The sequence below is a fragment of the Variovorax ginsengisoli genome, assembly GCF_030486595.1.
GTDB classification, from domain to species: Bacteria; Pseudomonadota; Gammaproteobacteria; order Burkholderiales; family Burkholderiaceae_C; genus Variovorax; species Variovorax ginsengisoli_B.
The window spans coordinates 1-25215 of record NZ_JAUJZH010000035.1 but is presented as its reverse complement, the minus strand read 5'-3'; the positions used below and the strand labels follow the sequence as shown (position 1 = coordinate 25215).

Annotated in this window: 20 protein-coding genes and 1 pseudogene; 17 read left to right on the top strand and 4 right to left on the bottom strand. The window is 65.5% G+C overall.

Annotated features, from left to right (window positions below):
- Positions 1-102: 102 nt before the first annotated feature.
- Complete coding sequence (locus QZH52_RS32920; RefSeq protein WP_301815341.1) at positions 103-1845, bottom strand: IlvD/Edd family dehydratase; 1743 nt, start codon at positions 1843-1845, stop codon at positions 103-105.
- 156 nt (positions 1846-2001) lie between these two features.
- On the opposite strand from QZH52_RS32920, the gene QZH52_RS32915 reads away from it, so the two are divergent.
- The 16 genes and pseudogenes from QZH52_RS32915 to QZH52_RS32840 all read left to right on the top strand — a co-directional run.
- Entirely contained in the window at positions 2002-2763 is a 762-nt protein-coding gene (locus QZH52_RS32915; RefSeq protein ID WP_301815339.1) for an SDR family NAD(P)-dependent oxidoreductase, read from the top strand.
- On the top strand, positions 2763-3638 hold the full coding sequence (locus QZH52_RS32910) for an SMP-30/gluconolactonase/LRE family protein (RefSeq protein ID WP_301815338.1): 876 nt from the start codon (positions 2763-2765) through the stop codon (positions 3636-3638). The genes QZH52_RS32915 and QZH52_RS32910 overlap by 1 nt, the downstream gene beginning before the upstream one ends.
- Positions 3635-4735, top strand: coding sequence for an aldose epimerase family protein (locus tag QZH52_RS32905; protein ID WP_301815336.1), 1101 nt, complete (start codon positions 3635-3637; stop codon positions 4733-4735). The genes QZH52_RS32910 and QZH52_RS32905 overlap by 4 nt, the downstream gene beginning before the upstream one ends.
- Entirely contained in the window at positions 4732-5661 is a 930-nt protein-coding gene (locus QZH52_RS32900; protein ID WP_301815335.1) for a dihydrodipicolinate synthase family protein, read from the top strand. The genes QZH52_RS32905 and QZH52_RS32900 overlap by 4 nt, the downstream gene beginning before the upstream one ends.
- Before the next feature lie 15 nt (positions 5662-5676).
- Positions 5677-7113 (top strand): aldehyde dehydrogenase family protein, encoded by a 1437-nt coding sequence (locus QZH52_RS32895; RefSeq protein WP_301815333.1) that lies wholly within the window; start codon positions 5677-5679, stop codon positions 7111-7113.
- A gap of 450 nt (positions 7114-7563) precedes the next feature.
- On the top strand, positions 7564-8031 hold the full coding sequence (locus QZH52_RS32890) for an Ohr family peroxiredoxin (protein ID WP_301815332.1): 468 nt from the start codon (positions 7564-7566) through the stop codon (positions 8029-8031).
- 113 nt (positions 8032-8144) lie between these two features.
- The gene (gene msrA / locus QZH52_RS32885) at positions 8145-8648 is read left to right on the top strand and encodes a peptide-methionine (S)-S-oxide reductase MsrA (RefSeq protein ID WP_301815330.1); all 504 of its coding nucleotides are present in this window, start codon (positions 8145-8147) and stop codon (positions 8646-8648) included.
- A 36-nt stretch (positions 8649-8684) separates the two neighbouring features.
- A complete protein-coding gene (locus QZH52_RS32880) occupies positions 8685-9437 on the top strand; it encodes a response regulator transcription factor (RefSeq protein ID WP_366919348.1) in 753 nt (250 codons plus the stop codon).
- Between the two features lie 124 nt (positions 9438-9561).
- Positions 9562-9954, top strand: coding sequence for a response regulator transcription factor (locus QZH52_RS32875; RefSeq protein ID WP_301815328.1), 393 nt, complete (start codon positions 9562-9564; stop codon positions 9952-9954).
- Entirely contained in the window at positions 9951-15458 is a 5508-nt protein-coding gene (locus QZH52_RS32870) for a trifunctional serine/threonine-protein kinase/ATP-binding protein/sensor histidine kinase (protein ID WP_301815326.1), read from the top strand. The genes QZH52_RS32875 and QZH52_RS32870 overlap by 4 nt, the downstream gene beginning before the upstream one ends.
- 218 nt (positions 15459-15676) lie before the next feature.
- On the top strand, positions 15677-16138 hold the full coding sequence (locus QZH52_RS32865; RefSeq protein ID WP_301815324.1) for a lecithin retinol acyltransferase family protein: 462 nt from the start codon (positions 15677-15679) through the stop codon (positions 16136-16138).
- A gap of 234 nt (positions 16139-16372) precedes the next feature.
- Positions 16373-17683 (top strand): epoxide hydrolase family protein, encoded by a 1311-nt coding sequence (locus tag QZH52_RS32860; protein WP_301815323.1) that lies wholly within the window; start codon positions 16373-16375, stop codon positions 17681-17683.
- Between the two features lie 64 nt (positions 17684-17747).
- On the top strand, positions 17748-18902 hold the full coding sequence (locus QZH52_RS32855; RefSeq protein WP_301815322.1) for an epoxide hydrolase family protein: 1155 nt from the start codon (positions 17748-17750) through the stop codon (positions 18900-18902).
- Between the two features lie 327 nt (positions 18903-19229).
- On the top strand, positions 19230-19700 hold the full coding sequence (locus QZH52_RS32850) for a DUF6130 family protein (protein WP_301815321.1): 471 nt from the start codon (positions 19230-19232) through the stop codon (positions 19698-19700).
- Between the two features lie 80 nt (positions 19701-19780).
- A complete protein-coding gene (locus QZH52_RS32845) occupies positions 19781-20200 on the top strand; it encodes an organic hydroperoxide resistance protein (protein WP_301815320.1) in 420 nt (139 codons plus the stop codon).
- A gap of 55 nt (positions 20201-20255) precedes the next feature.
- A pseudogene (locus QZH52_RS32840) lies at positions 20256-20378 on the top strand (fumarate hydratase C-terminal domain-containing protein); the annotation flags it as partial.
- 135 nt (positions 20379-20513) lie between these two features.
- Here the strand turns inward: QZH52_RS32840 and QZH52_RS32835 are convergent.
- Positions 20514-20666 carry a hypothetical protein gene (locus tag QZH52_RS32835; protein ID WP_301815319.1) on the bottom strand — a complete coding sequence of 51 codons (153 nt, stop codon included), beginning with the start codon at positions 20664-20666 and terminating at the stop codon, positions 20514-20516.
- 1 nt (position 20667) lies between these two features.
- Positions 20668-21237 (bottom strand): thioredoxin family protein, encoded by a 570-nt coding sequence (locus QZH52_RS32830; RefSeq protein ID WP_301815318.1) that lies wholly within the window; start codon positions 21235-21237, stop codon positions 20668-20670.
- 461 nt (positions 21238-21698) lie between these two features.
- On the opposite strand from QZH52_RS32830, the gene QZH52_RS32825 reads away from it, so the two are divergent.
- Positions 21699-23486, top strand: a complete 1788-nt coding sequence (locus QZH52_RS32825) for a cytochrome c biogenesis protein DipZ (protein ID WP_301815317.1) — start codon at positions 21699-21701, stop codon at positions 23484-23486.
- A 250-nt stretch (positions 23487-23736) separates the two neighbouring features.
- Here QZH52_RS32825 and QZH52_RS32820 read toward each other — a convergent pair whose 3' ends face one another.
- On the bottom strand, positions 23737-25047 hold the full coding sequence (locus tag QZH52_RS32820; RefSeq protein ID WP_301815414.1) for an ATP-binding protein: 1311 nt from the start codon (positions 25045-25047) through the stop codon (positions 23737-23739).
- Between the last annotated feature and the right edge of the window lie 168 nt (positions 25048-25215).

Genomic DNA, 25215 nt, shown 5'->3' with positions numbered 1-25215 from the left:
CACGGGATTGTCACATCCCGTCCGCCACGGCGAAGCTCGAGCATCGTGCTTGTCTCCAGTGTTCGGGTCATGTGCGCCGGGTCCCGCGGGGCCCCGGCAGGGTCAATGGGAATGCCGCGGCACGCCGGCGCCGCGACGGCCGACGAGAAAATCGAAATCGCAGCCTTCATCGGCCTGCATGACGTGTTCGACGTAGAGCTTCCGGTAGCCCGAGCCGTCGGCCGGGTCCGCCTGCTGCCCGGCGGCCCAGGTCGCGAGCCGGTCGGCGAGCTCGGCGTCGCTCACCTCGAGGTGCAGCCGGCCGGTGTCGCAGTCGAGCTCGATCCAGTCGCCTTCGCGGACCACCGCCAGCGGGCCGCCGGCGCGGGCCTCGGGGGCCACATGCAGCACCACCGTGCCGTAGGCGGTGCCGCTCATGCGCGCATCGGAGATGCGGACCATGTCGGTCACGCCCTGCGCCAGCAGCTTCGGCGGCAAGCCCATGTTGCCGACCTCGGCCATGCCCGGGTAGCCGCGCGGGCCGCAGTTCTTGAGCACCAGGATCGAGTCGGCGCTGACGTCGAGGTCGGGGTCGGCGATCCGCGCCTTGTAGTCGTCGAGGTTCTCGAAGACCACCGCGCGGCCCCGGTGCCGCAGCAGGCGCGCGGTGGCGGCCGAGGGCTTGAGCACCGCGCCCCGCGGCGCGAGGTTGCCGCGCAGGACGCGGATGCTGCCGTCCGGGACCAGCGGGGTGTCCCAGTCGCGGATGACCTCGGGGTTGTAGGAGGGGGCGTCCTTGACGTTGTCCCAGAGCGACTGCCCGTTGGCGGTGAGCGCATCGGGATGCGGCAGGCGGCCGGCCTCGCCCAGGCGGCGCAGCACGGCCGGCAGGCCGCCCGCATAGTAGAAGTCCTCCATCAGGAAGCGGCCCGAAGGCATCAGGTCCACCAGCGTGGGCGTGCCCTGGCCGATGGTCGTCCAGTCGTCGAGCGCGAGTTCGACGCCGATGCGCCCGGCGATCGCCTTCAGGTGGATCACGGCGTTGGTCGAGCCGCCGATCGCGGCGTTGGTGCGGATCGCGTTCTCGAACGCCTGGCGTGTCAGCAGCTTCGACAGCCGCAGGTCCTCGCGCACCATCTCGACGATCCGGATGCCGCTCATGTGGGCCAGCACGTAGCGCCTGGAATCGACCGCCGGGATGGCCGCGTTGTGCGGCAGCGTGACGCCCAGCGCCTCGGCCATGCAGGCCATGGTCGAGGCCGTGCCCATGGTGTTGCAGGTGCCGGCCGAACGCGACATGCCGGCCTCGGCCGACATGAACTCGTGCAGGGTGATGGTCCCGGCCTTGACCTGTTCGGAGAGCTGCCAGACCACCGTGCCCGAGCCGATGTCCCGGCCCTGGTGCTTGCCGTTGAGCATCGGACCGCCGCTGACCGCGATGGCCGGTACATCGACGCTGGCCGCGCCCATCAGCAGAGCCGGCGTGGTCTTGTCGCAGCCGACCAGCAGCACGACGCCATCGATCGGATTGCCGCGGATGGATTCCTCGACATCGATGCTCGCGAGGTTGCGCGTGAACATCGCGGTGGGGCGCAGGTTCGATTCGCCGTTCGAGAACACCGGGAACTCGACCGGAAAGCCACCCGCTTCGATGATCCCGCGTCGCACGTGCTCGGCGAGCTTGCGGAAGTGGGCGTTGCAGGGCGTCAGCTCCGACCAGGTGTTGCAGATCCCGATCACCGGCTTGCCCTGGAATTCGTGGTCGGGGATGCCCTGGTTCTTCATCCAGCTGCGGTACATGAATCCGTTCTTGTCGGCGGTCCCGAACCATTCGGCGGACCTGAGCTTGACGGGCGACTTCGACATGGATGCTTTCATGGGGATTGAACGAAGTCGCAAATATAGTAAGACTATTTATCCTATCTTTCTCGGGGAAACCCCTAGATTTAGCCATTTTCTTGTCATTAAGTATGACTACATAATCGGCTGACTGAAGCATTTCCCGCCTCCGCGGGCACCACCATGACCGCCTTTGCCCACTATCCGAGCCTGGCCGACCGCACCGTGCTGATCACCGGTGGTGCGACCGGCATCGGCGCCACCCTTGTCGAACAGTTCGCGGCGCAAGGTGCCAGGGTCGGCTTCATCGACATCGACGCCGGGGGCGCCGCGCTCGCCGAGCGGCTGGCCGACGCCCGGCACGCGCCGCTCTTCGTCGCCGCCGACCTGACCGATGTAGCCGCGCTGGAAGCCGCCATCGAGGCCGTGCGGCGTCGCCACGGCCCGATCGCCGTGCTGCTCAACAACGCCGCCAACGATCGCCGCCACCGCATCGAGGACACCACGCCCGAGACCTGGGATGCCGGCATCGCGGTCAACCTCAGGCACCAGTTCTTTGCCGCGCGCAGCGTGGCGCAGGACATGCGCCAGCTCGGCGGCGGCTCGATCGTCAACTTCGGCTCGATCAGCTGGAAGCTCAAGCAGGGAGGGATGCCGGTCTACACGACCGCCAAGGCGGCGGTGCAGGGGCTCACGCGCAGCCTGGCACGCGATCTCGGTGCTTTCAACATCCGGGTCAACACGCTGGTGCCGGGCTGGGTGATGACGGAAAAGCAGCTGAAGCTGTGGGTCGACGATGCGGCACGCGCCGAGATCGCGCGCGGCCAGTGCATCAACCAACCGCTGATGGCGGAGCACATCGCGCGGATGGCGCTGTTCCTGGCGGCCGACGACAGCGCCATGTGCACGGCCCAGGACTTCGTGGTCGACGGGGGATGGACCTGATGAAGGCGCAACTGCTCGTCGATGCCCAGGCCCGGCTGGGCGAATGCCCTCTGTGGTGCGAGCGCACGGGCGCGCTCTACTGGACCGACATCGAGGGCGCCACCCTGCATCGCTGGGACGCCTCGCAGGGCCGGACACGCCAATGGACCCTGCCGGAGCGCCTCGGCAGCTTCGCCCTGTGCGACAACGGCTCGCACCTGCTGCTGGGGCTGGCCTCCGGCATCGCGCTGTTCGACCTGGCGCAGGGGACGCTGTCGCCGATCCTTCCGGTCGACGCCGCGCAGCCCGACACCCGCATCAACGATGGCCGCTGCGACCGCCAGGGACGTTTCGTGTTCGGCATGTTCAACCCGGCGGAGGCGCCGGTCGGGCACTTCTATCGCGTTCATCCCGACCTGCAGGTCGAGCGCCTGGCGCTGCCGCCGGCGGGTGTCGGCAACAGCATCGCGTTCAGCCCGGACGGCCGCATGATGTACTACGCCGATTCGCCGACGCGGACCATCTTCAGCGTCGACTACGGGGCCGATGGCCGCCTCGGCACGCCCCGGGTCTTCGTCCGGCTGCGCGAAAGCGATGGCTTCGCCGACGGCTCGGCCGTGGACGCCGATGGCGGCCTGTGGAATGCGCAGTGGCGTGGCAGCTGCGTGGTGCGCTGGGATGCCGCCGGCCGCGAGTCGGCCCGCTTCGAAGTGCCGGCTTCGCAGGTGACCTGCCCGGCCTTCGGCGGTGCGGACCTCGACCGGCTCTATGTGACCACCGCACGGGCCGGCCTCTCGGCGGCCGAGCTGCAGGCGCAGCCAGAGGCCGGCGGCGTGTTCGTCCTGCAACCGGGTTGGCGCGGCCTGCCGGAATCGCGCTTCGCGGGGGTGCCGTGAACGCGACGGCGCGGATCGGCCGGCGCGAATTCGGCACGCTGGCCGATGGCCGCGAGGTCTTCGAGTACACCCTCGACAACGGCGCGGGCCTGTCGCTGAGCGCCATCAACCTGGGCGGCATCGTGACCGCGCTGCGCGTGCCGGACCGCAACGGCACGGCCGAGAGCATCGTGCTGGGCCTGCCATCGCTCGCGGACTACGAGGCGCGCAATCCGCACTTCGGGACCATCGTCGGCCGCCATGCCAACCGGATCGCCCACGGCCGGTTCTCGATCGACGGCGAGCCGTTCCAGCTGGCGCTCGACGCTGGCAGCCCCCACGCGCTGCATGGCGGGCCCGGTGGCTTCGGCCGCCGCTGGTGGGACATCGAGCCCGTGCCTCCCACGGGCGACGGCAGCGTGGCGCTCGCGCTCAGGCTGGTGAGCGCGCACGGCGACCAGGGCTACCCCGGGCGGGCGGAGATCCGGGTGCGCTACACGCTCACCGCAGACAACGAATACCGCATCGACTACGAGGCCCGAAGCGATCGCGCGACGATCGTCAACCTTACGCACCACGACTATTTCAACCTGGCGGGCAAGGGCGGCATCCTCGGCCATCGGCTCACGATCCCGGCCAGCCGCTATTGCCCGGTCGACGACGGGCTGATTCCCGAGGGCATTGCCGGGGTGGCCGGAACGCCCTTCGATTTCCGCACGGCGACGACCATCGGCGAGCGCATCCGCGACGGACATCCCCAGCTGCTGCGCGCACGGGGCTACGACCACAACTGGGTGCTGGACCCGGTCGACACGCCCGGCCTGCGCTTCGCCGCCCGCCTGGCCGACCCGGTGTCAGGCCGCGTCATGGACATCGAGACCACCGAGCCCGGCCTGCAGTTCTATTCAGGCAACTTCCTGGACGGCAGCCTGTTGGGCGCGAATGGGCAGGCCATCCGACAGGGCGACGGCCTGTGCCTGGAGACCCAACACTTTCCGGATGCACCGAACCAGCCCGGCTTCCCCTCGACCCTGCTGCGGCCGGGGGAGATCCATTCGAGCACGACGGTGCACCGCTTCGGGCTGTGCGCCCCCCAACCCACCGAGAGAACCCCATGACTGCAACCAAACCTCCCCGCTACCAAGGCCTGTTTCCGGTCGTCCCGACCCCCTTCACCGAAACCGGCGAGCTCGACCTCGAAAGCCAGAAGCGCTGCGTCGACTTCATGATCGATGCCGGATCCAACGGACTGTGCATCCTCGCCAACTTCTCGGAGCAGTTCCTGCTCGCGGACGACGAGCGCGAAGTGTTGACGCGCACGATCCTCGAGCATGTGGCCGGACGCGTGCCGGTGATCGTGACCACCACGCACTTCAGCACTCGGGTCTGCGCCGAGCGCAGCCAGCGCGCGCAGGCCATGGGCGCATCGATGCTGATGGTCATGCCGCCCTACCACGGCGCGACCTTCCGGGTCGGCGAGCCGCAGATCCACGAGTTCTATCAACGGCTCTCCGATGCGGTGACGATTCCGATCATGATCCAGGACGCTCCGGCGGCGGGCACGCCGCTGTCGCCGGCCTTCCTGGCGCGCATGGCCAAGGAGATCGAGAACGTCGCCTACTTCAAGATCGAGACCGCGGGCGCCGCGGCCAAGCTGCGAGAGCTGATCCGCCTCGGTGGCGATGCGATCGAAGGGCCCTGGGATGGCGAGGAGGCGATCACGCTGGTGCCCGATCTCGATGCCGGTGCGACCGGCGCCATGACCGGCGGCGGCTTTCCCGACGGCATCCGCCCGATCCTCGATGCCTGGCGCGAAGGCCGGCGCGACGAGGCGATCGCGGACTACGAGCGCTGGCTGCCGCTCATCAACATCGAGAACCGCCAGTGCGGTCCGCTGGCCGCCAAGTCGCTCATGAAGGAAGGCGGCGTGATCGCCTGCGAGGCGCCGCGGCATCCCTTCCCACCGATCCAACCGGCTGCCCGCAAGCTGCTGATCGAGACCGCGCGCCGGCTCGACGCGCAGGTCCTGCGCTGGGCGCGCTGAGCGAAGGAACGAATCATGCAGAACTTCGACAACCTCATCAACGGCGAATGGCGCGCGGCCGCCAGCTACAGCCCGAACGTCAACCCGAGCAATCTCGGCGACGTGCTGGGCCAGTACGCGCAGGGCGACGCGGCCCAGGTCGACGCCGCCGTGGCGGCGGCCACCGCCGCCTTCCCGGCCTGGTCGACGGGCGGCATCCAGGCGCGCTCCGAGGCGCTCGAGAAGATCGGCAACGAGATCCTGGCGCGCAAGGAAGAACTCGGCACGCTGCTGGCGCGCGAAGAAGGCAAGACCAAGGCCGAAGGCATCGGCGAAGCCACGCGCGCGGCGCAGATCTTCAAGTTCTTCGCCGGCGAATGCCTGCGCCTGTCGGGCGAGGTGCTGCCGTCGGTGCGCCCCGGCATCGGCATCGAGATCACGCGCGAGCCGGTCGGCGTGGTCGGCCTGATCACGCCATGGAACTTCCCGATCGCCATCCCGGCCTGGAAGATCGCCCCGGCGCTGGCCTTCGGCAACTGCGTGGTCATGAAGCCGGCCGACCTGGTGCCGGGCTGCGCCTGGGCGCTGGCCGAGATCATCAGCCGCTCGGGCATCCCGGCGGGCGTGTTCAACCTGGTGATGGGCCGCGGCAGCGTGATCGGCGATGCGCTGGTCAATCACCCGGGCATCCACGCGATCAGCTTCACCGGCTCGGTCGGCGTGGGCCGCAACATCGCGGTGCAGTGCGCGACGAACCACAAGAAGGTGCAGCTCGAGATGGGCGGCAAGAACCCGCAGGTGGTACTGGACGACGCCGACCTGAACCAGGCGGTGGAGCTCAGCGTGCAGAGCGCCTTCTATTCGACCGGCCAGCGCTGCACGGCGTCGAGCCGGCTGATCGTGACCGAAGGCATCTATCCGAAGTTCATCGAGGCGATGAAGGCTCGCATGGCGAAGATCAAGGTCGGCGATGCGCTGGCGCAGGGCACCGACATCGGTCCGGTGTCCTCGAAGTCGCAGCTCGAGCAGGACCTGGAATACGTCGCGATCGGCAAGGGCGAAGGCGCCACGCTGGCCGCGGGCGGCGAGCGGCTGAAGCTCGAGACCGACGGCTACTACATGTCGCCGGCGCTGTTCAGCGAGTCGGCGGCGTCGATGCGCATCAACAAGGAAGAGATCTTCGGGCCGGTGGCGAGCGTGATCCGGGTGAAGAACTACGAGGAAGCACTGGCCACGGCCAACGACACCGAGTTCGGTTTGTCGGCCGGCATCGCCACCACCTCGCTGAAGCACGCGACGCATTTCAAGCGCCACAGCCAGGCGGGCATGGTGATGGTCAACCTGCCGACGGCGGGGGTGGACTACCACGTGCCCTTCGGCGGCCGCAAGGGGTCGAGCTACGGGCCGCGCGAGCAGGGCAGGTATGCGCAGGAGTTCTTCACGGTGGTGAAGACCGCCTACACGTTGGCTTGAAGAATAGTTTGGCAGCGTTCCTCGGGTCGGACGCCGTGCCGGCTTGCCTGGTGTCGAGTCGTTCGTCCGCCCGAGCACCGCACTGAAAACTGCGCCGCCTTCCTGCACACCACTGCCACTGCAGGACCCTGTCGGAGGCCGATTCGTCATCGGGCTCCGACTGCGCGCCTTCTCTTTGCAAATGGCGATCCAGACCGTCGGGTCTCTGGAATCTTCCCCCGTCAGCTCCCACTGAACCAAGGTTCAGTTCGCACAACCTTGCGCACGGTTTTCCGGCTGCTGGTTGGCGACCTCCTGCATTTCGCGTGCGGCAGTCACGCTTGTCGATACCGAGGGACCGACTTGCCTGACCAGGGCGCAATACAAGCCAACCACGATGCCCGGCATCCTTGCTCCCGGGTTGTGAACATTTGCAGCCCCGCCTCCCAACCAACCGAAGAGGACTCCGCAATGACTACCAAGATCCAGACCGTGCTGCTCACAGGCAAGACCCATACGACGGCCAGCCGCCGTGAAGGTGCCCCACGCGGCGATGAACGCGTCGACATTCAACTCTCGATTCCCGGAAAGGCCGGCAACGAGATCGAGTTCAACGCGATCCAGATGCATCCGACCGCGGAGCAACTGTTCGCCGGCGCCTGGTCGGCCTGCTACACGGGCGCACTCGGCCTCGTGGCCAAGACGAAGAAGGTGACGCTTCCCACCGACATGTCGGTCGACATCGAAGTGGATCTCGGCATGACCGGCGCCGCGTACTTCATCCAGGCTCGAATCGACGTCCGCATGCCGGGCGTTGCGCCCGAGGTGGCCGATGCGATTGCGCGCGCGGCGCACGACGTCTGCCCGTACTCGAAGGCCGTCCACGGCAACATCGACGTCGTCACGAACGTCGTTGCGACGGACGCCGTGGCGGTGTAAGGCCACCGCGCGGCCCGTTCGCCTTCTTCCGGAGCGTCGAACGGGCCGCCAGCCCGTGCCATCCCTTGCCCAACAGGCAAGCGAAGGCGAAACCACTGACCGAAAGAACTGAAATGACCACACGATCCGAAACCGCGATCCTGGCCGGCGGATGCTTCTGGGGCATGGAGGCACTGCTGAGGCGCCATCCCGGCGTGCTGTCCACGCGCGTGGGCTACACCGGAGGCGACGTGTCCAACGCCACCTACCTCGACCATGGCACCCACGCTGAGGCGCTCGAACTCGTGTTTGATCCGCGCCGGGTGTCGTTTCGCGAGATCCTGGAATTCTTCTTCCAGATCCATGACCCGACGACGGTGGATCGCCAGGGCAACGATGTCGGCTCCAGCTACCGTTCAGCCATCTTCTACCTCGACGACGCGCAGAAGCAGGTGGCCGAGAACACCGTGGCCGACGTCGACGCATCGGGCCTGTGGCCCGGCGATGTCAGCACCGACATCGTTCCCGCTGGCCCGTTCTGGGAGGCCGAGCCGGAACATCAGAACTATCTCGAGCGCTATCCGAGCGGATACACGTGCCACTACATTCGGCCGGATTGGAAGCTGCCCGGCCGCTAGCGAAAGCGGCGGCGGTCCCAAGACCGAGACGTCACCGTGGTCATTGCCTGCCAACGCGGATTGCGTGGGAGGATCGGGCTCGAACAAGCCCCGGCCGTACAACCTGCAAGCCTGGAGCGCTTCCTGGTGGAACTTCATTCGCTGACGAAACCCGTGCCGGACCCGGATGCCTGCGTCGTGGTCATCGACGACGACACGGAATTTCGCGATTCGCTCGAACGACTGTTGCGGTCGGCGGGGCTGCACGCCCGGGCGTTCGCGTCGATTGCCGAGTTCGTGAGTTCCGAACCGCCCGACAGCCCTACCTGCCTGGTTCTCGACGTGAGGATGCCGGGAAGGAGCGGGCTGGAATTTCAACGCGATCTTGCCGCCGCGGGGGAAACGCTGCCCATCGTCTTCATCACCGGACATGGAGACATTCCGATGACCGTGCAGGCGATGAAGGCCGGCGCCATCGAGTTTCTGACCAAGCCATTCCGGGATCAGGAACTGCTGGACGCCGTGAACGTGGGGCTCAGTCGAGACCGCGCACGCCGCGAGAACCAGCAGTCGCTGGGCGCGCTCAAGGCCCGATTCGAAGAACTGACGCCTCGAGAGCGCGCCATCCTGATCCAGGTCGTGCAGGGCCGGCTGAACAAGCAGATTGCAGGCGACCTGGGCATCACCGAGACCACGGTGAAAGTTCATCGAAGCAACATGATGCACAAGATCGAAGCCGCATCCCTTCCGGAACTCTGCCGGATGGCGGACAAGCTCAACCTGTTGCCGAAGAAGGCCGAGCGCCCCTAGTCCCGCCGGCTGCCTAAACCAAGGCTTAGAGATCCGGGCACGCTTCGGCAGTATTCTTTGCTGGCGCGGTGCTCGGCCTCCCGTCGGTCAGGTTGACGCGACTGCGAACCCACCGGAGGCAGATTTGGTTGAGCCGTCCCTAGTTTCCGTCGTCGATGACGACGAGGCCTTTCGCGACTCGCTGCGAAGACTGCTCAAATCGCACGGCTATGCAGTCGCGGTGTTTCCGTCGGCTGGCGAGTTCCTTGCGTCTTCCCTCCTGCCAGCTACCGCTTGCCTGGTCACAGACGTTCATATGCCGGACATGACGGGTGTCGATTTGTGCGAGTACCTGATCGCGATGGGGCGCGCGATCCCGACGATCCTGATCACGGCCCACGCGGAAGAAGGCGTCCGGCAACGGATGTCGAGCCTGGGCGTGGCCTGCTACCTGCACAAGCCGTTGGACGAGGCCTTCTTGATGGATTGTCTTCGCCATGCCGTCGCCGGCGGCTGCAAGCCGCGAGTCGCACCATGAATGCGCTCGGCCGCGATTCCGGCGATGTCTGTTCAGAAGTGCTGTGGGAAGACGCCGAGCGTGCCTTCTGCAGACTGATCAGCGATGGCTCCGACTGCGACCGACACGCCTTCATGCCTGTGGTTTCCGGCATCGGGCATTCGAATCAAGGACAGATCCTTCGTCTCGTACACGAGTACGAACTCAAGGATCATCTCGACGCGGCATGGGCATTGCGCCCGGTAGAACTGGTGCGTGAAGCCGGACAGACGATGCTGGTGGTCGACTTTGCAGGTGGTGCGCCTCTGGATCGCCTGATGCACCACGCCATGGAAACCGGCCTGTTCCTGCGAATTGCGACGGCGATGTCGGCCGCACTGGGCCGGCTTCATGGGCGTGGCCTCATTCACAAGGACCTCAAGCCTGCCAATGTGATCGTGGATTCAACGACCGAGCGCGTCTGGCTCACCGGCTTCGGCATTGCATCGCGCCTGCCGCGCGAAAGGCAGGCACCCGAACCTCCCGAGTTCATCGCGGGAACGCTCGCCTACATGGCGCCCGAGCAGACCGGTCGGGTGAATCGCTCCATCGATTCCCGGAGCGATCTGTACTCGCTCGGAGTCACCTTCTATGAGATGCTGACCGGCCGTCTTCCGTTCACGGCAACCGACCCGATGGAGTGGGTGCATTCCCACATCGCGCGGCAGCCGATCAACCCCAGCGAGCGATTGACGAGCATTCCGGTCGCGGTCTCCGGCATCGTCATGAAGCTGCTGGCCAAGACCGTCGAGCAGCGCTATCAGTCAGCGGCAGGCGTCGAGAGCGACCTCCGCCGCTGCCTCGCGGAATGGAACACGCACGGCCGCATTCATGATTTCGCGCCGGGAGGTCGCGACGCGCCAGATCGCCTCATGATCCCCGAGAAACTATACGGGCGCGAATCGGAGGTCGCCTCCCTGCTCGCGGCCTTCGATCGCACCATCGCCGGCGGCGGGCCCGAACTGGTGCTCGTCTCCGGGTACTCGGGCATCGGCAAATCCGCGGTCGTCAATGAGCTGCAAAAGCCGCTCGTCCCGCCGCGAGGCCTGTTTGCGACGGGCAAGTTCGACCAGTACAAGCGCGACATCCCGTACGCCACGCTCGCGCAGGCCTTTCAGGGGCTGATCCGGCCGCTTCTGGCAAAGGACGAAGAAGAGCTGGGCAGATGGCGGGAGGCGCTTCACGAGGCGCTCGATCCCCACGGACTCCTCATGGTCGAGCTGGTCCCGGAACTCAAGCACATCATCGGGGACCAGCCGCCTGTGCCCGAACTTGCCGCGCAGGATGCGCAAGGGCGCTTTCAGCTGGTCTTGCGGCGCTTCATCGGGGTATTCGCACGGCCCGAGCATCCGCTCGCACTTTTCCTTGACGATCTGCAATGGCTGGACTCGGCCACTCTCGATCTGATCGAGAACCTGCTGACGTCCCCTGATGTCAAGAATCTTCTGCTGATCGGCGCCTATCGAGACAACGAGGTCAGCGCCACCCACCCTCTGGTGCGCAAGCTGGACGCCATCCGCCAGGCCGGTACTGCGTTGCAGGAAATCGTGCTCGCCCCGCTGGACCGCGACCATTTGGCCCACCTGCTTTCGGATTCTTTTCGCTGTGGACCTGAGCGGGTCGCCCCCTTGGCGCAATTGATCCACGGGAAGACGAGTGGCAATCCATTTTTTGCGATCCAGTTCATATCCGGCTTGGCAGACGAGGGTCTGCTGGCCTTCGACTACGAAGAAGGTCGATGGTCGTGGGATCTGGGTCTCATCCGTGCGAAGGGCTACACCGACAATGTCGTGGCGCTGATGCTCGGGAAGCTGAACCGCCTGCCGTCGGCAACTCGGAAGACCCTGCATCAGTTTGCCTGCCTGGGAAGCAGCGCCGGGTTCGACGTGCTGCGAATGGCTTGCCAGGAGACCATCGAGGAACTGCACGATCATTTGTGGGAGGCGGCGCGGGCCGGATTGATATTCCGGTCGAACGACGGCTACCGCTTTCTGCATGACCGTGTGCAAGAGGCGGCCTACCTGCTCGTTCCCCAGGAACTGCGTGCCGCGACGCACCTGCGCCTTGGCACGCTTCTGGCCGAACATACGCCCCCCGAGAAGCGGGAAGAGGCCATCTTCGAAATTGTCAACCAGCTGAACCGCGGCGCCCACCTCATCAATTCGCTCGCGGAGCGTGAGCGCGTCGCCAACCTGAACCTGATCGCAGGCCGACGCGCCAGGCTCTCGACGGCGTTCGAGTCGGCTCTCAAGTATCTCCATGCCGGCCTCGGCTTGCTGAGCAGGAAGACGTGGGAACGCAACTACGAACTCATGTTCTCCATCGAGTATCTGGTCGCGGAATGTGAGCTGTTGACTGGGGACCTGCCTGCCGCCGAGACGCGACTCGCGCACCTGGCCCAACGCGCAAGCTGCCGCCACGACCACATCGCGGCCACGCGTTTGAGGATCGCGCTCTACACCACCTGGGACAAGAGCGACCAAGGGCTCGCGGTATTCCTTGACTGGCTCCGCCGCGACGGCACCGTCTGGTCGATTCATCCAACGCGCGAAGATGCGATGCGCGAGTACGAGCGGACGCGGGCGCTGCTTGGCAGTCGCCAGATCGAGGATCTTCTGGACCTCCCTCTGATCACGGACTCCGAGGTGCTGGACACCTTCGACGTCTTTCTGGAAGCTGCCCTGCCGTCCTTCTACTTCGACGAGCACCTGGCGTCGCTCGTCGTCTGCCGCCTCGTCGGTCTCAGCCTCGAACACGGAAATTGCGACGCGTCGTGCTTCGGCTACGTCTGGATGGCGTTCTTTTCAGGGCCTCGCTTCGACAACTACCAGGATGGATTCCGCTTCGGCCAGCTGGGATATGACCTGGTCGAGAAACGTGGCCTGATCCGCTATCAGGCACGGACCTATCTGTGCGTGGGGTCACTGGTCATCCCGTGGACGAAGCATCCAGCGAGTGGGCTCGAGCTGGTGCGCCGAGCGTTCGATGTCGCGTACCGAAACGGCGAGATCGCGTTTGCGGGGTACAGCCTGGAACGATCGATCACGATCGGGCTGGCGGTGGGAGACCATCTCGCCGAAATCCAGAAAGAAGCCGAGGACGGTCTGGCGTTCTCGAGCAAGGCCCAGATGGGTCTTGTCCATGCGACTTGCAGCGCGCAGCTCGGGCTGGCACGGACGCTGCGCGGCTTGAACGCGCGCTTCGGCCTGCTGGATCACGAGGGGTATAGCGAGCGTGATGCCGAGCACCGCTTGGCCAGCGAGCCGAATCTGGGGCTTCCCGAGTTTTACTACTGGGTTCGCAAGTTGCAGGCGCGATGTCTTGCGGGCGACCATTCCGCCGCAATTGATGCGGCGCTGAATGCGCAACGGCTGCTCTGGCGCGCGGCGGCCAACTTCGAAGCCGCCGACTTTCATTTCTATGCCGCGCTGGCTCGCGCTGCGGCTTGCGAGTCCGCCGCGCCCGGCCAGAAACAGCTGCACCTCGACGCCTTGGCAGGTCACCACAAGCAGATCGAAGTGTGGTCCGAGCACAACCCTGTCACCTTCGAGAGTCGAGCAGCGCTCGTTGAGGCGGAGATCGCCAGGATCGGCGGCCGCGTGCTCGACGCCCAGGACCTCTTCGAGCGATCCATTCGTTCGGCGCACACCCACGGCTTCGTCAACAACGAAGCGATTGCCAATGAGCGTGCCGGGTGCTTCTACGCGGCGCGCGGCTTCGAGAAGATTGCGATGACCTACCTGAGGGATGCCCATGACTGCTACCTCCGCTGGGGCGCTGACGGCAAGGCCCGACAGCTCGAGCAGTTGCATCCCCGGTTGCTGGCGGGCAAGGCGATCCCGGAGCCCGGCGCCTCGATTCAGACCATGGTCGAACACCTCGACCTCGCAACTGTGATGAAGGTCTCCGAGGCGCTGTCGGGCGAGATCGTCCTGGAGAAGCTGATCGACACCTTGGTGCGCACTGCCATCGAGCATGCCGGCGCCGAACGGGGTGTGCTGATCCTTGCGCGAGGGGACGAATTTCAGATCGAAGCGGAAGCGACGATCCGCAGCGACAGGGCGCAGGTCGAAATCCGACGGACGAACATCACCGCAGCAGATCTGCCGGGCTCGGTCTTCCGCTACACACTGCGTACCAAAGAGAGCGTACTGCTGCACGACGCCTCGGGCGACAACCCGTTCTCGGCCGACGACTACATCCGGGAGCACCGCGCGCGGTCTTTGCTCTGCCTGCCGATACTCAAGCAGACCAGGATGCTTGGCATGCTCTACCTGGAGAACAACCTGACGATCGGCGCCTTTACCCCCGCTCGAATGGCGGTCCTCAAGCTGCTGGCGTCGGAGGCCGCCATCTCGATGGAGAACGCGCGCTTGTACCGCGACCTTGCCGAACGAGAGGCCAGGATTCGACGCCTGGTGGACGCCAACATCATCGGGATCTTCTTCTGGGACCTCAAAGGCAGGATCCTGCAGGCGAACAGGGCTTTTCTTCTCATGCTGGGATACGACGAGGAAGATCTCTCGTCGGGGCGGATCCGTTGGACGGACCTGACGCCGCCAGAGTGGCGCGAGCGTGAAGATCAGACCCTGGTCCCGGAGCTGAAGGCGACGGGTCGGGTGCAGCCCTATGAAAAGGAATTTTTCCGGAAGGATGGCAGACGCGTCCCGGTCCTGATTGGCGCCGCAACATTCGAAGAGGACGCGTACCAGGGCGTCGCATTCGTACTCGACCTGACGGAGCGAAAGCGCGCCGCGGACGCCATGCGCGAGGTGCAGACGGAATTGGCACACGCGAACCGCTTGGCCACCATGGGGCAACTTGCCGCATCCATCGCGCATGAAGTCAATCAGCCGATCGGCGCGGCACGCAACAACGCTCACGCGGCATTGCGCTTTCTCGCCAGGGATCCCCCGGAGCTGGCGGAAGTCACCGAGGCTCTGGAGTGCGTGGTGAGCGACACCTACCGGGCCGGCAGCATCGTCGGGCGAATCCGCGATCAAGTCAGGAAGGCGCCTCCCCGGAGGGAAAGCGTGGACTTGAACGACGCCATCGGCAACGTCATCGCACTCGTGCGGGGAGAGCTGTCGAAGAATCAGGTCGTGGTCGAGACGCATCTCGCGGAGGGGCTGCCGCAGATCCGCGGCGATCGGGTGCAGCTGCAGCAGGTGATGCTGAACCTCATCCTCAACGCGATCGACGCGATGGGCGGCGTCGACGCGAGTGAGCGGAAGCTCGTCATCTGCACCGAATCGACCCCGTCGGAAGGCCAACAACTCGTCACGGTCGGCGACTCGGGCCCCGGCATCGCGCCGGCCGATCTCGACCGGGTTTTCGACTCGTTCTACACCACCAAGGCCAGCGGACTGGGGATCGGCCTTCCGATCTGCCGCTCCATCATCGATGCCCACGGTGGCCGGCTCTGGGCAGGCGCCGATCAGACGCGCGGCGCAACCTTCAGGTTCACGCTGCCAGTGCTTCCCTGAACCAAGGTTCAGCTCGCCCAACCATCTTCGCGGGCGCATTGCACGCTGGTTGAAAGGCGCCACGATTCGCGTGCAGACATCGCGTGCGTCGATGCCAGCAGGTCGAAGCGCTCGACCACGGCGCAATACAAGCCAACCGCAGTCCTCGGCATCCTGACTCCCGGGTTGTGAACATTTGCAGTCACACCCGAATGCAGCCACGGGTTGCCGAGGAGTTCATGATGCAAACGACCGCTTGGCCAGACGTGGACTTTCCGCTCGGCGCGCACATCGTGACGCCTCGCCGCTGGTACACGCACCATGGCATCTACGTCGGAGCAGGCCAGGTTGTCCACTATCAGGGGCTGTCCACGTCGCTGCGCCGCGGCCGGATCGCGAAGGTCAGTCTCGCGGAGTTCGCCGGCGGCCGCTCGGTTCATGTGCGCGATGAGGCTCAAGCCGTGTTCGCCGACTTCGAAGTCGTGGCGCGTGCCTGCTCTCGCCTGGGCGAAGGCGCATACGACGTACTGCGCAACAACTGCGAGCACTTCTGCTCCTGGTGCGCCGTCGGAGTCGCCCGCAGTTCGCAAGTAGAGCGCCTGTTGTCGAATCCGCGCGCGCTGACCTTCGCCGCTCGACTCCTCACGGCACTCATCAACGGGTGGACTTCCACTCGCGACGCACTGCCATTGCTCAATTGAAGGCGTGCCCTGAACCAAGGTTCGGAGTACCCAACCATGTACGCATGCAATCGCTTCGCTGGTTGGAGACTTCCGGAGATTCACGTACGGGAGTCGTGCCCGCCGATACCCAAGGCCGGAACCATGCGACCACCGCGCAATACAAGCCAATGGCAATGCCCTGCATTCTCACTCCCGGGTTGTGAACGTTTGCAGTCACACCCGATTGCAGCCACCGGTTGCCAAGGAGTTTGCATGCATCAGGAACCCGATCTCGGTCGTCGTCTCTTTTGCGGGGCTGCAGCGGCAACCGCTGCAAGCACGCTAGGTCTCTTCAGTCTTTCAGAAAGGTCTCAAGCCATGAACCAAGTCACCGAACTCGGCACGGACGGCGTTGCCATCCGGCCCTTCCACGTCAACTTCCCGGAGTCGGACCTTGCCGAACTGCGCCGGCGAATCAAGGCGACACGCTTCCCGGAACGAGAGCCGGTCTCCGACTTCTCGCAAGGCGTGCCGGACGCCACGATCCGCAAGCTCGCCAGCTACTGGGCCACCGGGTACGACTGGCGAAAGGTCGAATCGAAGTTGAATGCCTACCCGCAGTTCATCACGGAGATCGATGGTCTCGACATCCACTTCATGCACATTCGCTCGAAACACCCGAATGCGCTGCCGCTGCTGGTCTCTCATGGCTGGCCCGGCTCGGTCGTGGAGCAGCTCAAGATCATCGAACCGTTGACGAATCCGACGGCACATGGCGGTAGTGCGGCGGACGCCTTCGACCTCGTGATCCCGTCCATGCCAGGCTATGGATTCTCCGGCAAGCCCAGCCAGACTGGCTGGGGCCCGGAACGCATTGCGCGTGCATGGGACGTGCTGATGAAGCGCCTCGGCTACAAGCGGTACGGGGCCCAAGGCGGCGACTGGGGCGCGATCGTGGTCGACCAGATGGGCGTGCAGGCGCCTGCGGGCCTGGTGGGCATCCATACCAACATGGCATGCACGGTTCCGCCCGAGGTCGATGCAGCGGCTTTTGGTGGCGCAGCGGCTCCCGCCGGACTCTCGGCGGACGAGAAGAAGGCTTTCGACGAGCTGTCGGCCTTCTACAAGAAGGTCTACTATGCCTTCCTCATGGGGACGCGTCCGCAGACGCTGACCGGGCTGGCCGACTCGCCGGTCTTCCTCGCCAGCTTCATGATCGACCACGATGCGAAGAGCCTCGAACTGATCGCCCGCAGTTTCGACGGCAATCCCGAGGGACTCACACGGGACGATGTGCTCGACAACATCACGCTCTTCTGGCTGACGAACACCGGCGTATCCGCCGCAAGGCTGTACGGAGAAAACAAGCTGCCCTTCTTCTCGCCGAAGGGCGTCAAGGTGCCGGTGGCGGTCAGCGTGTTCCCCGACGAGCTTTACCCTGCTCCGCGCAGTTGGACCGAGCGTGCGTATCCGACGCTCGTTCACTACAACCGGGTTGAAAAGGGCGGCCACTTCGCGGCGTGGGAGCAACCGAAGATCTTTTCCGAAGAGCTTCGCGCTGGTTTCAGATCACTGCGCAGCTAAGTAGCTTCCAGCGGGATCCAAAGGACAGTGTCCTTGGATCTCGCACCGTCCAAGGAGAAAGAACATGGAACAGTTTCGCATCAACGTAGCCGACCAGGTCCTCGATGACCTGCGGACTCGCCTCAAGCTCACGCGCTGGGTCGATGACTTCGCCAACGACGACTGGCAGTACGGCACCAACACCGCATACCTCAAGGACCTCATCGCCTACTGGATCGACGGCTACGACTGGCGAGCGCACGAACGCAAGATCAATTCGTACCCGCAGTTCCGCACCGAGATCGACGGTGTGCCGATCCACTTCATGCACGTGCGCGGCAAGGGTCCCAAGCCAAAGCCGCTGATCCTTTCGCATGGCTGGCCCTGGACGTTCTGGGAATACCACAAGGTGATCGGCCCACTCAGCGATCCCGCCTCCTACGGCGGCGACCCCGCCGATGCCTTCGACCTGGTGATTCCTTCCCTGCCGGGCCACGGCTTCTCCACGCCGCTGCGCAAGACCGGAGTCAACTTCTGGCGTACTTCCGCACTGTGGGTGGAACTCATGGATCGTCTCGGCCATGCGCGCTTCGCGGCGCACGGCGCCGACTGGGGCGCATTGATCACCGCCGATCTGGGGCACCGATATTCCGAGCGCATGATGGGCGTTCACTTCACGATGACGCTTCCGCTGGACCTGTTCACCGGCGGCATGCCGGCGGCCGGGGACTATGACCCCGACGAGGCGCACGTCGCCGCCCGGCTGCAGAACTTCTTCGCGACCGAATCGGCCTATTCGGCGCTGCAAAGCACCAAGCCGCAGACCATCGCGGCAGCGCTCAACGATTCACCTGCCGGCCTGGCCTCCTGGATTGTCGAGAAGCAACGCAGCTGGAGCGACTGCAACGGCAACGTCGAGACTCGCTTCACCAAGGACGACCTGCTGACCACGATCATGATCTACTGGGTCACCCAGAGCTACGGTACTTCGGCACGCTACTACTACGAGGCGGCCCACCATCCCTGGACGCCGGTCCACGGCCGCCTGCCCGTGGTCGAATCACCAGTCGGCATCTCCGTGTTGCCGGAGGAGGTTTGCAGCGCGCCGCGGCGCTGGGCCGAGCGCTACTACAACCTCCGGCAGAGGCGGCTTCACCCGAGCGGCGGCCATTTCGGCGCCTGGGAAGAACCCCAAGCCATCGTCACTGACCTGCGTGATTTCTTCCGTGCGCTGAGCTGACACGGCAGGTCGGCTCGCCGCGAGCGAGAACGCGGGTTGATGAGGCAATCGAGACCAACCTGGTGAGCATCAATCTGCCTTGATGGCTGATACCAAGGTGTCACCGAAGGCCGGGCCCCGAGTTGCTGGGCCGCGTCGGGGAGGAGCTCGATGTCGAGACGGCGAGAGCAGCCACCCCTGCGCTGTCGCGGAGACGGTCCGCGGCAATGAAACGTAGTGTCGTGTTTCGGCAGGCTGATACAGAGGCATACATGGATTGCGCCGGCGCACCCGTCGCGGGCCCAGAATTCCGCCGTCACCACTCATCGAACCTCGACGGAGACCTCTATGAAGCTATCCCTCATCGCCGCCGCCAGCCTGTTCGCCGGGCTTGCCTTGGCATCGGCAACTGCCGGGGCGCAGACCGGTGCGACGGACGTCGGTCGTCCCGCGCCGGTCATTCCGCTGGCATCGGAACCGGCCGCGAAGCTCGTCGTGTATCCGCCCTTGGCCGATCCCCTCGCACGCGGGGTCGTCATCCTCCAGTATCGAACCGAGAACGTCCGGATCATTCCGGTCTTCGGCGATGGCGCCCGCGGCGTCTCGCCGCGTGTCGGCCATCTTCACGTGACGGTCGACGACCGGCCGGGCACCTGGGCTCACACCAGTGGAGATCCCATCATCGTGGTCGGACTGACGCCGGGCGTCCACAAGATGCTGATCGAGGTCGCCGATCCGACCCACAAGATCCTGGCGGCCGAGAGCATTGCCGTGACCGTCCCGGAGCGTCCGGCGGCATCTCAGCCCCACGCGCATTGAGGCGATCGCCCGCCCTCACTCCCCACTATTCCCCCTTGCTCCCCCTCGCAATCCCCGAAACCCACCGCGGAAAAATGACCATGTCCCAAATCAACAAAATCGTCTACACCGGCAAGACCCACACGACCGGTGGCCGTCACGATGGCGCGTCGCGCAGCGACGATGGCCGACTCGACATCCAGCTGTCCACGCCTGGCTCGACAGGCACCGGCACCAACCCCGAACAGCTGTTCGCGGCGGGCTGGTCGGCCTGCTTCATCGGCGCGATGGGCAAGGCAGCGCTGGGGATGCAGGTCACCCTTCCGAAGGATCTGGCGGTCGACACGGAGGTCGACCTCGGCCTCGGCGATGCAGGCTATCTGCTGCGAGCCCGCCTCAACGTCTCGATGCCCGGCGTCGACCGCACGGTCGCGAAAGCGATCGTCGATACGGCGCACCAGACCTGTCCCTACTCGAAGGCCACACGCGGCAACATCGAAGTGACGCTCAATCTCGCCTGAGCGGTGCGGCGTGGGTTCGCCCACGCTCCCTTCGTGCCACCCGGGCTGAATATTTGCCTGCCTCGTACCGCAGGCCATCAGGACCTCGCGCGTGCTGGCGTTCGCCGATCTCGGAACGGAGGCGATCTTCGAATTCGGCGTCGTGGACATGCCAGCGATCGTGGCAGTGGATTCCAATTGAACCAGCGTGCAGGAAACCGGCCCCGGTGGTGCAGGTTCCGTTGAAAGTCGATGAGACGCGGCAGCGAACGATGCTCACGGTCTCGGCGCGCCATGACGCGCGAGCCGGGCGCGGCGCCGAAGATCTGACATCTCAGGACCGGTCCGACAGGGCGCCGCGCCGGCGCCTGCCGCGCTCCGCACCGATCACCTGGCGCGCCGAGATGCACTGGCAGTTCACCGGATTGCGCCACTCGTGTGCCACGCCGCCTGCCAGGAACAAGAGCGAGAACAACAGCCTCCTCATGTCATGAACCGACCGCGGGTTGCTCTGCGAGAAGCTGCTGGATCTTCTTCTCGGTCGCGCCGTAGCTGCCCTCGCCGAAGTGCGAGTAGACGATGCGGCCCTGCTTGTCGATCAGGTACACCGCGGGCCAGTAACTGTTGCTGTAGGCCTTCCAGGTGGCGTAGCTGTTGTCCTGGGCGACGGCGTGCTTGATGTGCAGCCGATTGATGGCCGACTGCACGTTGCTGGTGCTCTTCTCGTAGGGAAACTCCGGCGTATGCACGCCGACCACCACGAGGCCTTGATCCTTGTATCTTTCATGCCAGCTTTGAATGGATGGAAGGTGGTTGAGGCAGTTGATGCAGGTGTAGGTCCAGAAATCCACCAGCACGACCTTGCCGCGCAGTTGTTCGAGGGCCAGTGGCTTGGAGTTCAGCCAGGTGTCGATGCCCTGGAACTCCGGCGCCGGCCTGGGCGCGTCGGCCGCGCCGGAGTTGCCGGCAGGGGGCGCAGCATAGGAAAGCGCGCCGGCCGCAGCAAGGGCGGAAGCAACCAGGAAGGTGGAGACGATGACGTTGGATCGAATGCGCATGGTGTTCATTCATTGGGGTGGATGGCGGAAGCATGGTTTTAGTCCCGCGATCGGCCATCGCCCCGCCGGAGTGTATGGTTTCGTACATTGCGCGGCTTTCGACACGATCCGATTCAATGCCCGACCAGTCGCGCGCAACCTAGTGTGTTCGGGACGCCTCCGGATACTTGTCGGTACAAGCCGGGTCAGCCGCAAGCCTGATGCTGCCGCCGTCGGACATCCTGGGGTACAGCCCCTTCGCCGAGGAATTCGACGATGGGCGAAAGGGGCCTGCTGTGGGGCGAGGCGCTGGCGATCTGCCGGGGCGATCTGGAGTCGCTGCTGTGAAAGCGCTCCGGAATGAAATGAAATGTGTGCTCAGGGCCTTCTGACACAGAGGTGTACAGAACGCGAGCCAGCCGGCATTCCGGCGTCTATAACCACTCCATGCGACATCCCGCATGCCCTGTGGAACGACGATCATGCTCTTCTTGATAGCTGCCTATCTGGGCGGCGTACTGACCATCCTGAGCCCTTGCATCCTGCCGGTGCTGCCCTTCGTCTTCGCGCGTGCCGACCGGCCGTTTCGCTCGCACGGGCTGCCGCTGCTGATCGGCATGGCGCTTGCGTTCGCGGCGATCGCCTCGCTGGCGGCGGTGGGCGGCGGCTGGGTGGTCGAGCTCAATGCGTACGGCCGCTACGCAGCGATCGCGGTCCTTGCGTTGTTTGGCGTCACGCTGCTTTTTCCGAGCCTGGCCGACCGGTGGAGCAGGCCGCTCGTGGCGCTCGGACTTCGGCTCTCGGAGTCCTCTCCCGGCGGGCGGCCCGCGCAAGGGTCGGTTTTTTCGCCGCTGCTCCTGGGCGTCGGCACCGGATTGCTTTGGGCGCCGTGCGCGGGCCCGATCCTGGGCTTGATCCTGACCGGAGCGGCACTCAACGGGGCCAGCGCGGGCACCTCCCTGCTGTTGCTCGCCTATGCGTCGGGTGCCGGCACCTCCCTGGCACTGGCGTTGCTCTTCGGCGGACGGCTGATAGCGCTGCTCAAGCGATCACTGCCCGTGGGCGACTGGATCCGCCGCGCGGCGGGCGTGGCGGTGCTGGTGGGCGTCGGCGCGATCGCACTGGGCCTGGACACCGGTGCGCTCAGTCGACTCTCGCTGGCCACCACCTCGGAGTTCGAGACTCGCATCCTCGATCGAAGCGGGCTTCGGCTGCCCGGCGGCCTGCCTTCGGGCACGGGTGCCAGAGCAGACGATGCCTTCATGAAGGTGGCCGAAGTCCGGCCCGCCAGCGCCCGCGCGCTCCCGATCGAGGGCGTCCTGCCTTCGCTCGAAGGGGCGACCGAGTGGCTCAATTCGCCGGCTCTCAGCCGCGAGGATCTGCGCGGCAAGGTGGTGCTGGTCGACTTCTGGACCTATTCCTGCATCAACTGCCTGCGAACGGTGCCCTATGTCCGTGCCTGGGCGGAGAAGTACAAGGCCGCGGGCCTGGTGGTCATCGGGGTCCACTCGCCCGAGTTCGCCTTCGAGAAGCGTGCCTCGAACGTACACCGGGCAGTCAAGGACCTGGACATCGGCTTTCCGGTCGCAGTCGACAGCGATTTCGCGATCTGGCGCGCCTTCGGCAATCAGTACTGGCCGGCGTTTTATTTCGTGGACGCCCAGGGGCGTATCCGCCATCACGAGTTCGGCGAAGGCCAGTACGGGCAATCGGAACAAGTCATCCAGCAGCTTCTCGCGGAAGCAGGAAAGGACGCGGTCCCGCGGGATCTGGTCGCGCCTGTCGGGAAGGGCACCCAGGCGGCACCGGGGCCGTCGCGGGCGCTGTCGCAGGAAACCTACCTCGGGCACGAGCGGGCGAGCAACTTCGTGCCCCGCGGAGGCATCGTGCGCGATGTCGCGCATCGCTACCAGGGCGCCGCCTCGCTCGATACCGATCAGTGGTCGCTCCAGGGCGAATGGAACGTGGAACGCGAGCGCGCGGTGGCCGGAGCTGCCGGCAGTCGCATCGCCTATCGCTTCGAGGCGCGCGACCTGCACCTGGTGCTGGGCCCCGGCGCCGACGGAAAGCCGGTGCGCTTCAGGGTGCTCGTGGACGGCAAGCCGCCGCTCGCCGACCACGGCGCGGATGTCGATGCCGAGGGCCACGGAACGATCGATGCGCAGAGGCTGTATCAGCTGGTACGCCAGTCCAGGCTGCGCGGGGCGCGCTTGTTCGAGATCGAGTTCGAGGACCCCGGCGCCCAGGCCTATGTCTTCACCTTCGGCTGAGGCGAAGTTTGCGCTTGGCTTTCGACATTCGCCTGCGCGAAGGCCCGTCTTGCGACACCATCGTCCAATGATCTCCCTGTCGCGATTGCGTTTCTGCGGGTCGCGAACCGTTCGCTGCGGCGGCTTGCCGACGCGGCGCAAGCATGGCGGCCGGATCGTGAAAGCGACGCGCTTCTCGACAGCCTGCGCTGCGACTCCGAGGACGCCGGCCACACCCTCAGCGTGGTCGGCCAGGTCGGGCGGCCGGGCTTCATGGGCGATTCGTATCGATCGTCAGTCGGGCTTCGAGCCCGCCTTCGTCGCGGTTGCGCAGCTTCAGCTCGGCGCTCATCGCCGTGGCGAGCTGCTGCGCGATGGCCAGGCCGAGGCCGGTTCCGCCGGTGCCACGGTTGCGCGAGCCTTCCACCCGGTAGAAGGGCTTGAGAACCGCGTCCAGCTGATCAGCCGGTATGCCTGGTCCGTTGTCGAGGACCGAGATCATGAGCCGGCCGGACTCGATGCGCGTTCGCAGGCACACCTCGCTCCCGAACTTCAAGGCGTTGTCGATCAGGTTGGTCAGAATCCGGCGCAGCGCGTTGGGCCGCGTCATGATCGGGGCACCGATCCGGCCCTCGAGCACCACCGTATGTCCGGAGTCCTCGTAGTCCGCGACCATGCTCTCCAGGAGCGCATCGGCATCGATCCGGCAGGCCGGCTCATTGGTGCCGTGGAGGGTTCTCGCGTAGGTGACACCTTCCCTGACCAGCGCATGCATGGCATCGAGATCCTGGCGGAACTTGAGCTGGTCCTGTTCGTTGTCCATCAGTTCGGTGCGCAGCCGCATGCGGGTGATGGGTGTCTGGAGGTCGTGCGAAATGGCCGCCAGGATCTCCACGCGCTCAGCCATGTAGCCCGCGATTCGGCGCTGCATGGCGTTGAATGCGCGCGCGGCGTGCGCGACTTCGGTCGGGCCGTGTTCGGCGAGCTCGCGCGCCGTGAGGTCGGGTCCCAGGCCGTCCGCCGCGGCGGCGAGCCGCGCTAGAGGCCGGGTGACCAGGCGGACCGCGAGCCAGGCACAGAAGGCCAGGACGGCCAACTGGACCGCAAGCACCCACATGACCCAGTCGGAAACCGGCATGCCGACCCTTTTCGCGTCGACCACCACAGGGCTGCCGTCGCTGAGCCTGAGCTGGATCTGGAGTTCCTCGGCCGGATCGGCGGGCACCGCCACCTTGACGACTTCGAACGGATGGAGTGCCTGGACGATCGCAGCGGCAAACTCCTGCAACGAGGAGGATTCAGGCGCGAAACCCTGTACGCTGCCACCGAGTTCGAAGCGGTAGTTGCGCCTTTCGAGTCGGTTCAGCCAGCCCTCCCTTTCGGCGGCGGGCAGTCGGTCGAGGATCGCCACCGAACTGGCGATGTCTCGTTCGATTCCGTTCATCATCAATTCGCGCATCGCGACGCCGCGTTCGTAGCGGATCGCCGCGAAGGTCAGCAACTGCGCGATCGTCAATCCGATCACGATGATCAGCGTCACGCGGGAGAACAGGGTTCCGGGCAAGAGTCGACGAATGGTCATGCACCGCTTTATAGGCCCTGGCCCTGTCACCAGTCGAATCGCGTGTATCCCAGTGTGTTGCGCATTTCAGCGATCGTGGACGCTGGTTTCAGCGTGATCGCGGACGGTGTTTCAAGGTGATCGTGGACGATCACGGAAGCACGCGAGTGAAGGGGTTCATGGTATCTC